The organism is Agromyces sp. G08B096 (assembly GCF_040267705.1).
Taxonomy (GTDB): domain Bacteria; phylum Actinomycetota; class Actinomycetes; order Actinomycetales; family Microbacteriaceae; genus Agromyces.
The window spans coordinates 588,158-602,267 of the sequence record NZ_CP158374.1; the positions used below are offsets into that span (position 1 = coordinate 588,158).

Annotated in this window: 14 protein-coding genes; 9 read left to right on the forward strand and 5 right to left on the reverse strand. The window is 72.9% G+C overall.

Features of this window, described 5'->3' with window-relative positions; translation table 11 throughout:
• Positions 1-10: 10 nt before the first annotated feature.
• Positions 11-907 (reverse strand): fibronectin type III domain-containing protein, encoded by an 897-nt coding sequence (locus tag ABIQ69_RS02840; RefSeq protein WP_350348891.1) that lies wholly within the window; start codon positions 905-907, stop codon positions 11-13.
• A gap of 19 nt (positions 908-926) precedes the next feature.
• A complete protein-coding gene (locus ABIQ69_RS02845) occupies positions 927-2,393 on the reverse strand; it encodes a dicarboxylate/amino acid:cation symporter (protein WP_350348892.1) in 1,467 nt (488 codons plus the stop codon).
• A gap of 340 nt (positions 2,394-2,733) precedes the next feature.
• Between ABIQ69_RS02845 and ABIQ69_RS02850 the strand changes: the two genes are divergently transcribed.
• From ABIQ69_RS02850 to ABIQ69_RS02865, 4 genes are read left to right on the forward strand one after another with little or no spacing between them, the layout of a single operon-like run.
• Positions 2,734-4,332 (forward strand): hypothetical protein, encoded by a 1,599-nt coding sequence (locus ABIQ69_RS02850; protein WP_350348893.1) that lies wholly within the window; start codon positions 2,734-2,736, stop codon positions 4,330-4,332.
• Between the two features lie 31 nt (positions 4,333-4,363).
• Positions 4,364-4,858 carry a pyridoxamine 5'-phosphate oxidase family protein gene (locus ABIQ69_RS02855; RefSeq protein WP_350348894.1) on the forward strand — a complete coding sequence of 165 codons (495 nt, stop codon included), beginning with the start codon at positions 4,364-4,366 and terminating at the stop codon, positions 4,856-4,858.
• Positions 4,859-4,901: 43 nt separating this feature from the next.
• Entirely contained in the window at positions 4,902-5,456 is a 555-nt protein-coding gene (locus ABIQ69_RS02860) for a dihydrofolate reductase family protein (protein WP_350348895.1), read from the forward strand.
• Between the two features lie 14 nt (positions 5,457-5,470).
• On the forward strand, positions 5,471-6,253 hold the full coding sequence (locus ABIQ69_RS02865; protein ID WP_350348896.1) for an alpha/beta hydrolase: 783 nt from the start codon (positions 5,471-5,473) through the stop codon (positions 6,251-6,253).
• A gap of 9 nt (positions 6,254-6,262) precedes the next feature.
• Here ABIQ69_RS02865 and ABIQ69_RS02870 read toward each other — a convergent pair whose 3' ends face one another.
• Complete coding sequence (locus ABIQ69_RS02870; protein ID WP_350348897.1) at positions 6,263-7,144, reverse strand: manganese catalase family protein; 882 nt, start codon at positions 7,142-7,144, stop codon at positions 6,263-6,265.
• Between the two features lie 179 nt (positions 7,145-7,323).
• Positions 7,324-7,539 carry a hypothetical protein gene (locus tag ABIQ69_RS02875; RefSeq protein ID WP_350348898.1) on the reverse strand — a complete coding sequence of 72 codons (216 nt, stop codon included), beginning with the start codon at positions 7,537-7,539 and terminating at the stop codon, positions 7,324-7,326.
• A 236-nt stretch (positions 7,540-7,775) separates the two neighbouring features.
• On the opposite strand from ABIQ69_RS02875, the gene ABIQ69_RS02880 reads away from it, so the two are divergent.
• The 5 genes from ABIQ69_RS02880 (at position 7,776) to ABIQ69_RS02900 (ending at position 13,135) form a co-directional block, all read left to right on the forward strand.
• Positions 7,776-10,169, forward strand: coding sequence for a hypothetical protein (locus ABIQ69_RS02880; protein ID WP_350348899.1), 2,394 nt, complete (start codon positions 7,776-7,778; stop codon positions 10,167-10,169).
• A gap of 17 nt (positions 10,170-10,186) precedes the next feature.
• Positions 10,187-11,005 (forward strand): DeoR/GlpR family DNA-binding transcription regulator, encoded by an 819-nt coding sequence (locus ABIQ69_RS02885; protein ID WP_350348900.1) that lies wholly within the window; start codon positions 10,187-10,189, stop codon positions 11,003-11,005.
• Positions 11,006-11,014: 9 nt separating this feature from the next.
• Positions 11,015-11,716: a M23 family metallopeptidase gene (locus ABIQ69_RS02890; RefSeq protein ID WP_350348901.1), complete on the forward strand. Its 702-nt coding sequence runs from the start codon at positions 11,015-11,017 to the stop codon at positions 11,714-11,716.
• Positions 11,717-11,835: 119 nt separating this feature from the next.
• The gene (locus ABIQ69_RS02895; RefSeq protein WP_350348902.1) at positions 11,836-12,357 is read left to right on the forward strand and encodes a DUF2243 domain-containing protein; all 522 of its coding nucleotides are present in this window, start codon (positions 11,836-11,838) and stop codon (positions 12,355-12,357) included.
• Positions 12,350-13,135 carry a cytochrome c oxidase assembly protein gene (locus tag ABIQ69_RS02900; RefSeq protein WP_350348903.1) on the forward strand — a complete coding sequence of 262 codons (786 nt, stop codon included), beginning with the start codon at positions 12,350-12,352 and terminating at the stop codon, positions 13,133-13,135. Before ABIQ69_RS02895 ends, ABIQ69_RS02900 begins: the two co-directional genes overlap by 8 nt.
• Here the strand turns inward: ABIQ69_RS02900 and ABIQ69_RS02905 are convergent.
• Entirely contained in the window at positions 13,119-14,015 is an 897-nt protein-coding gene (locus ABIQ69_RS02905; RefSeq protein WP_350348904.1) for a hypothetical protein, read from the reverse strand. The two genes, ABIQ69_RS02900 and ABIQ69_RS02905, sit on opposite strands and share 17 nt — an antisense overlap.
• Positions 14,016-14,110: the final 95 nt, after the last annotated feature.

Below are 14,110 nucleotides of genomic sequence, written 5' to 3' on the forward strand. Positions count from 1 at the left end.
GTGGGGGAGGTCAGACGTTCGTGGCGTCGTCGGTGGGGTCCGCGGGCGTCGCGGAGGCTTCGGTGGCGGCAGCCGGCCGGCGTCGGCGCAGCACGCGCTGGCCGAGCAGCGCGAGCGCGCCGACGGCCACGAGGGCGACGAGGATGCCGGCGCCGGCGAGCCAGCTCGGGGCGGAGGCATCCGTGGCGGCGGCGGTGTCGATCGCGTCGGCCGTGGCGGGCGAGGTCGACGCCGCGGCGATCTTCGCGGGCGCCGACGCCGCGGAGACCGGCCCGTCGCCGACGGCGTTCGTGGCGCGCACGGTGGCGGTGTAGCTGCCGGCGCCCAGCACCTTGAAGGTGTACGAGGTCGACCCCGCGGGCAGGGGGATCGCGGTGCCGGCGTTGAGCGACAGCTTGTAGCCGGTGACGGGCGTGCCGCCGTCGGCCGGCGCGGACCAGGCGACGGTGAGCGAGGTGCCCGAGACCGTGAGCTTCGGTGCGGACGGGGCGAGCGGCACCGTCGCCGCGACGGCCGCAGGCTGGACGGCCGCCGGATCGACGGTCGTCGTCGCCCCGGTCTCCGAGGCGGTGCCCCCGGTCGAGGTGGAGCCCGACGTGGTCCCGCCGCCGTTGCTCGGCGCCGGGGCGGGTGCGGGCGCCGGGGCCGGGGCAGGCGCGGGGGCCGGTGCCGGTGCCGGTGCGGGAGCCGCGCCGCCGGAGATCGCGGGCGGCGGGTCCTCCTGCGTGCTGTCGTACGGGTAGCCGCCGAGGTCTTCGCAGGCGCCCAGATCGAAGTTGATCGAGCAGAGGTCGCAGACGTCGCCTGCGGCGTTCGCGGGAGCGCTCCAGCCGAGCACGAACGTCGGCACGGCGATGGCGAGCGCGATGGCGGCCGCGAGGCCGCGGCGGCGGGATCGATGGGTCATGCGAGGGCTCCTTCGGGGGTCAGGCGCGGGTGGTCGCGGCGGCGACGGATGCGTCGGCGGCGGATGCGGATGCGGATGCGGTGGCGGTCGGGCCGGGCGTCGTCGCCGAGGGGGCGGTCGCGGCGGGTGCCGCGGCGTCCTCGTCGCCGTCGTCGCCGACGACCCGTCGCCCGGTGAAGACGTCGTCGTCGAGCGCGCCCGCGCGCCGGGCGACGATCGTCGCGGCCGTGGCGGCGGCGGTGACGTTCGCCATGGTGCTCGCGGTGCCGGCGACGGCGCTGATCGGGATGAGCAGCACGAGCACCTCGACCGGGAGGCCGACGGCGGTGAGCACGGCGGTCGCGGTGATGATCGCGGTGCCGGGAACGCCGGCGGTGCCCAGCGAGACGAGCAGGCCCAGTGCGACGAGCACCACGTAGTCGAGCGGCGTGTAGTCGATGCCGAGCGCGTGCACGGCGAACACCGCCACCAGCGTCGGCCAGATCCCGGCGCAGCCGGGCATGCCGATGGTCGTGCCGATCGGCGCCGTGAAACCGGCGACCTCCTGGGAGACGCCGATCTTCCGGGTGAGCGTGGAGATGGTGAGCGGCAGCGTGCCGATGCTCGACTGCGTCGTGAACGCCGTGTACTGCGGCGGTGTGATCAGCCGGAAGAAGCGGAAGGGGTCGAGGTCGGCGAACACCCGCACGAGCACGCCGTTCACGACGTACGCGTCGACGAAGCAGGCGACCAGTGCGACGACGAGCACGCCGACGAGCGAGATCGCGGTCTCGAGGCGGGCGACGGCGGTCGACGTCGTCGCGGCGACGAGGGCGAGGACCGCGTACGGCGTGAGGGCGATGATGAAGCCCACGGCCTTGAACAGCACCCGGCGGGTGGCATCCACCACATCTTTGAAGGCGCGCACCTTCTCGGGCTTGCGATCGGCGACGAGCAGGTACGACACCGCGATCAGCAGCGTGAACAGGACGATGCCGATGATGTTGTTCGACGAGACATCCGCCGCCAGGTTCGACGGGAACAGGCCCACCACGACCTCGTCGAGCGGGCGGAGCAGGCCGGTCAGCGCCGAGCCGTCGACGTCGTCGAGCTGCAGGTCGGCACCGCGGCCGACGCCCGTCGCGAGCGCGAGCCCGAGTGTGAGGAGGATCGCGATGAGGTTCGTGAGCAGCAGCCAGAACACCGAGCTCAGCCCGATGGTGCGCAGCTTCGCGAGGCTGCCGAGCGAGGTGACGCTCGCGAGCACCGAGACGACGATGAGCGGTGCGACGATCGCCGTGATCACGTTGACGTAGACGGTGCCGATGACCTCGACCGCGTCGAGGTGGCCCTGGAACGCGAGCCCGACGCCGATGCCGGCGACGAGGGCGATCACCGTGAGCAGGGTGAAGCCGGCACGCGCGCGCCGGCGGAGCAGGAACAGCCCCGCGAAGAGGACGGCGGTCGTGGCGAGGGCGGCGAGCGAGAGCCAGTCGAGGTCAGCCACGGATGCCTCGCACGAAGGCGGACGCGGTCGGAGAGGGGTGCATGCTGCCCGAACGTACTGAGCAATCAACGGGACGAAGCCGCCCGTGTCACCGCGTGAACGAGCGTGACGGAGTGCGTCGGAGGAGCGACCCGAGGCGAGGCATCCGCCGTCTCCTCGTGACGCCGGATGACGCGGCACGGCCGGTGCTCGATGACGTCCGGTGACGTGCGGCGGTCGCCGGCGGCTCGCCGCAACCGCCTGGTGCGCTCCGGCGGGTCGTCGCCTAGCATCGAGGAGGCGCCCCCGCGCCCACCCCCGATCGCCGCCCCGGCGAGCCTGCCCCCCCCCAGGAGTCCGTGTGCCCATCCCCGACAACGACGAGCCCATTCCCGGCTTCAACGCGTCGTTCGCGGAGCTCGAGGACTGGCTGGGCCGCGCCTCGCTCGCCGCAGAAGAGGGGGCGGATGCCGATGCGCCCGCACCCTCCCCGGCACCGCCGGTCGCCCCGGCGCCGGGCCCGGCTGCACCGCCCGCAGCGGCAACGGAGCAGCCCGAGGGTCGCGCGCACGCGCGCCGCCGCGCGACCGCGGAGGCCGTGGACGTGCCTCGCCGCAGCTCGGGAGACATCCAGCGCTACTACCTCTGCTCGCTCGAACCGAGCGGCGAGTTCGTCGAGGTGATCGTCGCGGTCACCGACGGGGGCCGGCGCCGCTATTTCTCGACGCAGGACGGCGCGCGCCTGACCGAGGTTGACGAGGACCACTTCGACCAGCACCTCGAGAGCGGCGGCCGTTCCCTGCTCGAACTCGACGAGCGCGAGATGGCCGAACTCGAGGCCGAGCTGCGCTTCGTCCGGCCGGTGCGCGGCCGCGACCCGCTCGCCGAGGTCGAGGTGCCGGCCGCCGGCCCCGGATCGGCAGACGCTCAGCCGGATTCGGTCGAGCCGGATGCCGCTGCATCGGATGCCCCGACGCCGGCGGGATCGGCTGACGCCGGCGGTGCGACCGGCGCTGACGCTGACGCCGACCTCGACGAGCCCGGCGCCGACATCGTCGAGCCCGACGCCGAGGAGCCGAACGCCGACGCCGCACCCAAGCGCAGCTCGTTCGCTCCGGCGCCGAGTCCGTGGGCCGCACCCGCACCGCCCCCCACCTTCCTGGTGCCGCCCCCCGCGGTGGCACCGGCGGATCCGGCAGGCGCCCCGACGGCGGCGCCATCGCCCGCCGCAGACGTGCCCGCGGCCCGCGACCGGCGAGACGCCGCCGACGGCGCAGCCGAGCACACGAACACGATCGAGGAGAACGACCAAGTGGCCACCGGAACGACGACGGGGCCGCACGAGCGGCTCGAGGCCGGGGCATCCGCACCCGTGACCGACCAGCTCATCCAGGGCGCGCCCGCTGCGGCGCCCGCCCCGACCGCGCAGCCGGCCGCACCTGCGCAGGCCGCCGCCGCGCAGCCGGCCGTGGCGCAGCCGGCCGCACTCACCCCGCCGGCCGCCGCACAGCCCGCGGTCGACGCGGCGGCGCAGGTCGCGCTCGCCAAGGGCATCGCGTTCGTCGCCCACCGCGGCCAGCTCGACCGCACCGGCGCCGAGTACATCGACCACCCCGGCCGCGTGGCCGAACGGTTCGACGCCGCGACCGAGCCCATCGAGACCGCGGCGGCGTGGCTCCACGACGTGCTCGAAGACACCGCGGTGACCGCGCAGGACCTCCTCGAGGCGGGCGTGCAGCCCGAGGTGCTGGAGGTCGTGCACCTGCTGACCCGGCGCCCCGAGGTCGCCGACGACGAGTACTACGCGCGGATCCGCCGCCACCCGCAGGCCCGGCGCGTGAAGCTCGCCGACATCGACGACAACGCCGCGCCCTGGCGGCTGCGCAAGCTCGACCACGACACGCAGGTGCGGCTCGTCGAGAAGTACCGTCACGCCCGGGAGCAGCTCGCCGGCGCGTGACGCCGGCCGCGGGCTCCGCTACGGTGACGCCATGGGCGCAGCGGAGCATCCAGAGTCCCCCGCCGACACGGCTCGGCGCCTCCTGTCGCGCATCGCGTACGCGACGCTCGCGACCGCCGACTCGTCGGGCCGCCCGTGGGCGACGCCCGTGTGGCTCGCCGCCCGCGACGACCTGACCGAGTTCTTCTGGCTCTCGCGGCCCGAGACCCGCCACTCCCGGAATCTCGCCGAACGCCCCGACCTCTCCTTCGTCGTCTACGACTCGACGACGCCGGTCGGCGGCGCGGAGGCCCTCTACGTCGAGGCGGTCGCGCAGCAGCCCGCGGGCGGCGAGCTCTCCGACGCCATCGCAGTGTTCAGCGCGGCATCCGTCTCGCGCGGCGAACGCGCGTGGGCCGAGGCCGACGTCACGGGTGCGTCGCCGCTCCGCCTGTACCGGGCGCGGGCGACCGAGCTGTATGTGCTCGATCCGGATGAACGCCGGGTCCGTGTCGATCCGCGGGATTCCCGTTCGACGTCGGAGTGAGGCGGATCCACCGCCGCATCCGAACCGAAAGGCAGGCACCATCATGCGCACCCTCATCGTCACCGAGTTCATCACCCTCGACGGCGTCGTCGACTCGCCCGGCGGCGGCGAGCACCCGCGCGCGGGCTGGACGTTCAAGGAGGTCCCGTTCGTCGAGGAGGCGTACGAGCTGAAGGGCCGCGAGCAGACCGAGGCCGGCGCGATGCTCATCGGCCGGGTCAGCTACGACGAGTTCGCGCCGGTCTGGCCGAAGATGGACGAATTCGCCGAGTACAACGCGATGCCGAAATACGTCGTCTCGTCGACCCTCGCCGATCCGGAGTGGAACAACACGACCGTGCTGCGCTCGCTCGACGAGGTCGCCAGCCTGAAGGAGTCGGACGAAGCGGGCACGATCCTCGTGCACGGTTCGCCGACCCTCGCCCAGGGCCTCGCAGCGGCAGGCCTCGTCGACCGGTACCACCTGCTCCAGTTCCCCGTCGTCCTCGGCGAGGGGAAGCGGCTCTTCAACGGTCGCGAGGCGGGCCGGCTCCAGCTGACCGAGTACGCGACCTACTCCAACGGTGTGCAGAAGCTCGTCTACGACGTCGTGCGGTGAGGCGGGAAAGAGACATGGGCGGCCACACCGACGTCGACGGGCTCGACACGTGGATCGACGTGCGAGGGTCGGGCGAGCGCACGGTCGTGTTGCTGCACGGCGGCATGGGCAACAGCGACGACCTGCTCGACTCGATCGGTCCGAGACTGGAAGACCGGTTCCGGCTCGTCGCATTCGACCGGCGCGGGCACGGCCGCACGCGCGACACGGACGAGCCGTTCCACTACGACGACATGGCGACCCACACGATTGCGGTGCTCGAACGGCCGGAGATCGCGGCCGCCGCGACCGGGGTCGACCTCGTCGGGTGGAGCGACGGCGCGATCGTCGCGATGCTCGTCGCCATCCGCCGTCCCGACCTCGTCGACCGGCTCGTGCTCATCGGGGGCAATTTCCACTACGACGGCGTGCACGAGCTCGACTCGAGCGGGGAGCCGGAGCAGAGCCCGCTGTACGAGGGCTACGCGGCCAGATCCCCCGACGGGCCGGACCACTACCGGGCCGTCGCCGAGAAGTGGATGACGCTCATCACCACCGAGCCCACCCTGACGACCGCCGACCTCGCCCGCATCGACCATCCCGCCCTCGTGCTCGCCGGCGACGACGACCTCGTGAAGCTCGCGCACACGGTCGAGCTCTTCGAGGCGCTTCCGGCCGGGCGGCTCTGCATCCTGCCCGGCACGTCGCACCTCGTGCCGTTCGAACGGGCGGAGCTCGTGGCATCCGTCATCGCGGACTTCCTCGAGGGTCCCGCCGAGCCGGCGACGATGCTCCCGGTCCGCCGCCGGCCGGCCTGACCCCCCGCGCTACTCCTTGTGCAGCGCGTCCTGCACGGTTCCGGCGGCCTTCTCGGCGAGGTTCGGCAGCTCGGTGGTGCCGTAGAACCGCGAGTCCGGATGCGTCACCGGCGGCATCGGCGCGGTCGTCGTCGGGCCCTCGTGGTAGGTGAACTCGCCCTTCCCGTCCGGCGTCGGCCCGCTCGCCCAGCTGCCCTCCGCGGCAGCCTCGCCGTCGCTGAAGTTCAGGTACTGGTACGAGACCTCGCGCTGCTCCTTCCCGAGCGGGAAATTGCTCGGCACCGGCAGATCCTCGGCGCCCTCCTCGCGGAGCTCCGCCGCCGCGCGGATCCACTGGTTCTGGTGCATCGTGTCGCGGGCGAGCAGGAAGGAGAGCAGATCGCGCACGCCCGAGTCATCCGTCATGTGGTAGAGCCGCGCCACCTGCACGCGGCCCTGCATCTCCGCGTTCGCGTTCGCCGTGAAGTCGGCGAGCAGGTTGCCGCTCGCCGTGATGTAGCTGCCCTGCCACGGGTTGCCGTTGCTGTCGACCGCCCGCGCGCCGGCACCGGCGACGATGGCGTGCTGCACATCGGTGCCGCCGACGATCGCGGCGACCGTCGGATCGTCCTGCACCGCATCCTCGGTGATGCCGAGCGGCGCCTTCTCCAGCAGCTGCGCGATCATGATCGCCAGCATCTCGACGTGGCCCATCTCCTCGGCGCCGATGCCGAAGACCAGGTCGCGATACTTGCCCGGAATGTGCATGTTCCAGGCCTGGAACTGGTACTGCAGGGCGACGGTGATCTCACCGTACTGACCCCCGAGCACCTCCTGGAGCTTTCGCGCATAGACCCCATCCGGCGCCTCCGGCGTCGCAGCGAACTGCAGCTCCTGTCGGTGGAAGAACATTCGACTTTCCTCGATCCCCCGCCGCACCGGCTCGGGTGGACCGAGCTGGCCCGCCGGCGACGGTCGGGCAAGTCAACGCCGTCGCAGCGGATCCGGCACGGGGGTATCGGTGGGGCGATGCGGGTGCGACAATGCGGGCGCGGCCTGGGCGGGCCAGCGGTCGCGCCGGCCGGGCCGGCTCAGCGGTCGTCCGCGTCGCCGGCGTCCTCCGGCAGCCGGCTCGGCTCGCCGCCGATGCCGACGCCCTCCCCGTCGGGGGCATCGGCGCGGCCGCTCGCGGCCTCGGAGTGCGCGGCGATCTCCTCCTCGTCGAGCTGGGTCATGGGCAGGTTCGCCCGGTCTTCCTCGTCGCGGTTGTCGGACGGGTTGGCGGCGTTCGTGGAGGTGTCGGTCATGGTGTGCTCCCTTCCGTCTGCCACGCTCTCACCGCTGCGCGCGGCCCGGGAGGCGGTTGACACGGCGCGGCCCGGCGTACGGGGGGCGCCCGCTGGCCGGCGAACGTGACCATTCGGTACGCGAGGTCGGCGCCTCGGTGATCACGGGACGGTCTCGGATGATCACCACCCGGTCCGGCGGTCGGCGCGGATAGCATCCCGCTCAGTCCACGATGACGTGACGGGAGTACTCGATGATGAGCACACGCAGCGGCCGCGCGGCCGCCTGGTCGGCCGTGGCGGCGATCGCCACCGCGGCACTGCTGGCGACGGGGCTCGCGCCGGCCGCGGCGGCCGAGACGACGGGCCCGGACGCGACGGCCGCGGCAGGCCTCGTCCCGCTGCCCGGCACCGACACGTTCGACGGCACGAGCCTCGACACGTCGAAGTGGCAGCGCGTGCGCCCAGACGACGCCGCGCTGAAGGTCGCCGATGGCGCACTCACGCTCACCGCACTGCCCGGCGACCTCTACGGCGGCACGAACACCGCGAAGAACGTGCTGCTGCAGGAAGCGCCGGGCTGGGGGAGCTGGGAGGCCTCGACGACGATCGACTTCGCGCCGAGCGCGTGCTGCCAGCAGGCCGGTCTCATCCTGTACACCGACGACGCCAACTACGCCTCGCTCGCCTTCTCCGGCCGCGCGAACGGATTGGGCCGGCTCTTCTTCCTCCGCGAGGTGGCCGGTGCTCCGACGGTGCCCTCGCCGATCGACCGTCCGATCGCGCAGTGGCCGACGCGGTTCTCACTGAAGCTCGTGAGCGACGGCCAGCAGATCACGGCGCACTACTCGGCGGACGGCGTCGCCTGGACGCCCGTCGGCACGCCGGTCGCCACCGGGCAGTTCGTGAAGGTCGGCCTGTTCGCCATGGCCGGCACGGCGGGCGCCCCGGCCATTCCGGCGCGGTTCGAGGAGTTCACCCTCCTGCACGACGGCACCCCGCCCCCGCCGCCGCCGCAGCCCGACGCCGCCGTCGTGCCGATCGACTGGCGTGCGCTCGGGGACTCGCAGCTCTCGGGTGCCGACGCGATCGTCGGCGAGGTGCTCCGCAACTCGAACGAGTACGCGCTCACCACCTGGTGGAAGAACAAGTTCGGGTCACAGGCATCCGGATATCTGAACTTCGGAGGCACGGGTGAACACCAGATCCGTCCGGCCGCAGCCGAGGCGACGGCCCTCGCCACCGCGCTCGTCACGGGGACGTACGACGCAGCCGTCACCGGCGTGCCCGAGGCGGAGGCGCGCGCCAAGGCGGTGCGCCTCATCGGGTCGCTCGCGAAGGCGCACTACGCCAACACGCGCGGCGGCTGGAGCGGGTCGACGTCGTGGCAGGGTGCGCTCTGGGCGGCCCTCGCCGGCCAGGCGGGGTGGCTGCTGTGGGACGACCTGAGCGTCGAGGACCAGCGTCTCGTCGGGCTGATGGTCGAGACCGAGGCGGACCGGTTCATCGACTACCGGGTGCCCTACTGGACGGCCGCCGACGGCACCGTCGTGTCGCCGGGCGATACGAAGGCCGAGGAGAACTCGTGGAACTCCATGCTGTTGCAGGTGGCGACGGCGATGTTCCCCGAGCACCCGCGCCACGACGCCTGGATGACCAAGAACGTGGAGCTGCTGCTGTCGGCGCACGCGAAGCCGAGCGACGTGCAGGATGCCACGCCGATCAACGGTCGCCCATTGGCCGACTGGATCGATGGCTGGAACGTCGAGGAGGACGGGCGCGCGTACAACCACGACCTGCTGCATCCCGACTACATGGCGACGATGGTGCAGCAGCTGTATGCCGGCACCACCTCGACGCTCGCCGGCCGACCGACGCCCGCGGCCGCCCTGCACAACATGGAGCTGCTGTACGGCAACTTCGTCGATCACGACTACCCGTCGCCGCCGTACGTCTCCCCGGGCGGGACGATCTACCTCGAGGGGTCGGGGTCGGTGTACTACCCCGAGGGCACCGACTGGGGGAAGTCGCGCCGGCTGCAGTTCGTCGCGGTCGACGCCATCTCGGCGGCGTTCGGCGTGGACCAGGCGGCGAGCCGCGACGGCCGCTACTGGCTCGAGCTGCACGGCGGGGATGCGCTGGCGATGCAGGCGCGCTCGACCGATGGCCGCACCTATCTCGCCTCAGATGACGACACGTACAACGGTCGCGAGGAGTGGGTCGCGATGCACGCGGCGTGGTCGGTGCTGTCGCTCTGGGCAGTGCAGAACGGGAGCTTCCGGGTGTCGGATGCCCCGGCGGAAGCCCTCGACGACGTCGTCGCACCCGTGATCGAGGCGTCCGTCGACGGCAGGCCGGGGCCGGCGGGCTCGGTCCGGTCTCCGGCGCGGCTCGTGCTCGACGTGACGGATGACGCGGCGGGCGTGGCATCCGTGGAGTTCCGCACGCAACGCGGGGACTGGACCGCGTACACCGAGCCGGTGCTGCTGCGGCCGGGCGTCTGGGATGTCGAGGTGCGCGCACTCGACGCGAACGGCAACGAGGCCGAGCGCACGCTCGACCGGATCCGCGTGATCGGCAAGGCCACCGGGCTGCCCGACCACGCCGCCGATGCCGGGTCTGCCGCATCCGAGGAGGTCGTGGAAGAGTAGGGACGAGCGAGGGGGCGGTGTCGGTGACGAAGGCGGAGCGCCAGCAGCGGATCGTCGAGGTGGTGCAGCGTCGCGGTGAAGCCCGGCTCGCCGATCTCGAGAGCGACGTCGCCGCGTCCGCCGTCACCCTGCGTCGTGACCTGCGAGAGCTCGCCGCGCACGGGCGGATCTCATACGCGCGGGGCGTGGCCCGGGTCCGCACCCGGCACACGCTCGAGCCGAGCTTCCATGAGAAATCGCAGGTCGCGATGCGGGAGAAGGCGCTCATCGCCCGCGCGGCCGCCGATCTCGTGCTCGACGGCGACGCGGTGATCATCGGCGCCGGCACCACGACCCTCGAGTTCGCCGCACGACTCGCCGGCAAGAGCATCCAGGTGTGGACCAACTCCATCCTGGTGGCGGAGGCGCTCGCCGACGCCGAACGGGTGGACGTGCACCTCGCGGGCGGCGAGGTCCGCGGGCACACGCGGGCGCTCGTCGGCTCGCGCGCCGAACGGTTCTTCGCCGGGCTACGGGCGCCGTTCGCGTTCCTGTCGGGCAACGGGTTCACCGTCGAGCGCGGACTCACGACGCCGAACGCCCGCGTCGCAGAGGTCGACCGTGCGATGGCCGCCTCGGCGGCCGAGGTCGTCGCGCTGGTCGACCACACGAAGATGGGCGCCGACTCGCTCATCACGACGGTGCCGACGGCCCACCTGTCGCGCATCATCACCGACGACGGCGCCAGCCAGGCGCTCGTGGAGCGCGGCCGGCGGGCCGGGCTCGTCGTAGACGTCGTGGGCGCGCCGGAGCGGCGGAGGGAGCCGGCCCGCGAGGGCGCCGCCCGGCGCGAGTAGGCTCACCGCGTGGATGCCGAGCGGAGCAATGCCGTGGTCGTCGACTTCCCGCTCCGCGGCGAGGGGTGGATGGCGGTCACCACTCCCGCCCATCGCGTACCGAGCCACGGCACCGACCTGCTCGGGCAGCGGTACGCGTACGACTTCGTGAAGGTCGACGCGCGGCGCGGCGTGCACGAGCATCCGACGAGCTCGTTGCGCCGGACGACGATCGGCGTGCGGGCGCAGGACTGCTACGCGTGGGGGCAGCCGGTGCACGCGCCGTTCGACGCCGAGGTCGTCGTCGCGAGCGACGGCATGGCGGAGCGCACGTGGGTGCAGCCGTTCGCGGAGGTCGCGCGCTCCATCCGCGTCGCTGCGACCTTCACGCCAGAGAAGCTGCCGTCGATCCTGGGCAACCATGTGGTGCTGCGGGCGACGGATGCCACGCGCCCGAGCCTCTTCGCCGGCCTCGTGCACCTCGCGCCGGGGTCGGTGCAGGTGGCGCCGGGCCAGCGGGTGGCTGCAGGCGAGGTACTCGGCCGGGTCGGTCACACCGGCAACTCCACCTCGCCGCACCTGCACTTCCAGCTGATGGATGCCGCCGACCCGCTCGTGGCCCGCGGCATCCCCTGCGCGTTCCGCGCGTACGAGGTGGAGCGGGACGGTGTGTGGACGCCGGTGCGTTCGGGCGTCCCCGGGCGCCGGGAGCGCATCCGCTCGGTGGGCTGACGCCCTGCCTAGCACCGGCGACGGGGTGCGGCAACTCCCTGGCCGGCGACGGGCCGCGCTCGCAGACTGGCCGGACCACTCGGGCCGCGATCCGGCCCGGCGACGGACGGGGGACCGGCATGGCGGGCGAGGCATCCGCACGATCAGCGGCGACGGGAGCCGGCGAGGCATCCGCACGCGACGAGCCGTCCGCACGCGACGAGGCCTCCGGTCGCAATCTGCTCGCGGGCCTGCTGCTCGGTGTCGGCATCGCCGCGTTCGTCGACGAGGTCGTGTTCCACCAGCTGCTGCACTGGCACCACTTCTACGACCGCTCGACGCCGGAGATCGGTCTCGTGTCCGACGGACTCTTCCACGCGTTCGGCTGGTTCGCGTCGATCGGCTCGATGTTCCTGCTGGCCGACCTCGCGCGCCGGCATGCCGTGTGGTGGCCCCGCTGGTGGGCCGGGTTGCTGCTCGGCGCGGGCGGCTTCCAGCTGTACGACGGCATCGTGCATCACAAGCTGCTCGAGCTGCACCAGATCCGGTACGACGTCGACCTCCTGCCCTACGACCTGACCTGGAACCTCATCGCGATCGCGCTCGTCGCCGCGGGCGTGGTGCTCACGGTTCGCACGAGGCGGCGGAGCGCGGATGCCTGAGCACCACGCAAGCGGGCTGCCGGCCGACTGGATCGGCATCGCCCTCGCGGCCGCCGCGATCGGATGCTACGTCGCCGCGGTGCACCGCACGCGCCGGCGTCTGCCATGGCCGTGGCGCCGGGTCGCCTGCTGGGTCGCCGGCGTCGCCGCGGTCACCGCGGCAGTGGTCGGCCCGCTCGCGGATGCCGCGCATCAGAGCTTCCCGGCGCACATGGCCGCGCACCTGCTGATCGGCATGCTCGCGCCCCTGCTCCTCGTGCTCGCGGCGCCGGTCACCCTCGCGCTCCGCGCGCTCGCGGTGGTACCGGCGCGCCGCCTGTCCGCGCTGCTGCGCTCACTGCCGGTGCGGTTCCTCACGCATCCGATCACCGCGGGCGCGATCAACGCGGGCGGGCTGTGGCTGCTGTACACGACGGACGTGTTCGCGCGGATGCACGACGAGCCGCTGCTCGCCGCCGCCGTGAACGTGCACCTGCTCCTGGCGGGCTACCTCTTCACGGCGTCGATGATCGGCCTCGATCCCGACCCGCATCGCGCGTCGTTCGCGCTGCGCGCCGGCGTGCTGCTCGTCGTGTTCGCCGCGCACGGCGTGCTCGCGAAGTGGCTCGTCGGTCATCCTCCCGCCGGGGTTCCGATGGCGGAGGCCGAGGCGGGAGGCATCCTGATGTACTACGGCGGCGACGTGATCGACGCCGTGATCATCGCCGTGCTCTGCGCGCAGTGGTACCGAGCGACGCGGCCGCGCGGGGTGCCGGCAGCGATCACCCGATCCGCGTGAGGCCGATGATCGCCAGGCGCGACGTGTCCCCGCCGAGACAGGTCTGATAGAAGAGGTCGAATCCGGTCGGCAGATCCTCGGTCGTGTTGACGTACGCGTCGAGCACGGCGGCGATGCCCTCGCTGCGGTAGAGGCCGTACCCGGGGATCTCGATGATCGCGCCGGCCCAGGTCGGGAACTCCGAGCCGCCGCAGTGCCAGTGTTCGGCGAGTCCGGCGCCGCCGTACACGTCGAAGAACACGCTGCCCGCGCAGGCGTCGACTGCCGACTGGTCGCCCCAGCCGTAGACGTACTCCACGTGGTCGACGCCGGTTCCGCCGGCTGGGATGCCTCCGGCTCCGCCGCTCGGCCCGCTCCACGGGGAGTCGCCGTCCGATGCGGCGTCGTCCGCGGCGGCTTCGGCCGCGCGTGCCGCTTCCGCCGCGGCCGCCTCCGCGGCGAGGCGCTGCTGCTCGGCGTCGTACGCGGCGATCGCGGCGCGAAGCCGTGCCGCGATCTCGGCGAGCTCGCCGGCGGCCGCCCGCAGCTCGGTGGGCGAAGCATCCGTCGCGCGGAGGCGGGGGAGCGCGTTCGCGAGCTCTGAGGCATCGACCTTCGCGGATGCCTCCGCCACCGCGGCCTCCGCATCGGCGACCGCACTGCTGAGCGCATCCTCTGCCGCTCGCTGCACGGCCGCGACGCGGAACTCCGCGGCGTTCGCGTGGGTCTCGCGCTCGATCCGGGCGACAGCCGCCGATGCGGAGGAAGCGGATGCCTCGGCCGAGGCATCGACGCCGGCTGCTGCGGCGAACGACGCGGGGATGCCGAGGGTGAGGGCGGCGACCACGCCGCTCGTGGCGATGCGCAGTGTCAGCGTGTGGACGGAACCGGCTCGATCCATATCTGATACGTGCGCGGCGGCTCGGTGCGATGCGGACGCAGGAGGTTCGGAATACGCCTGGGAACCCCTTGACAACAAATATTGTCAAGCGTAGC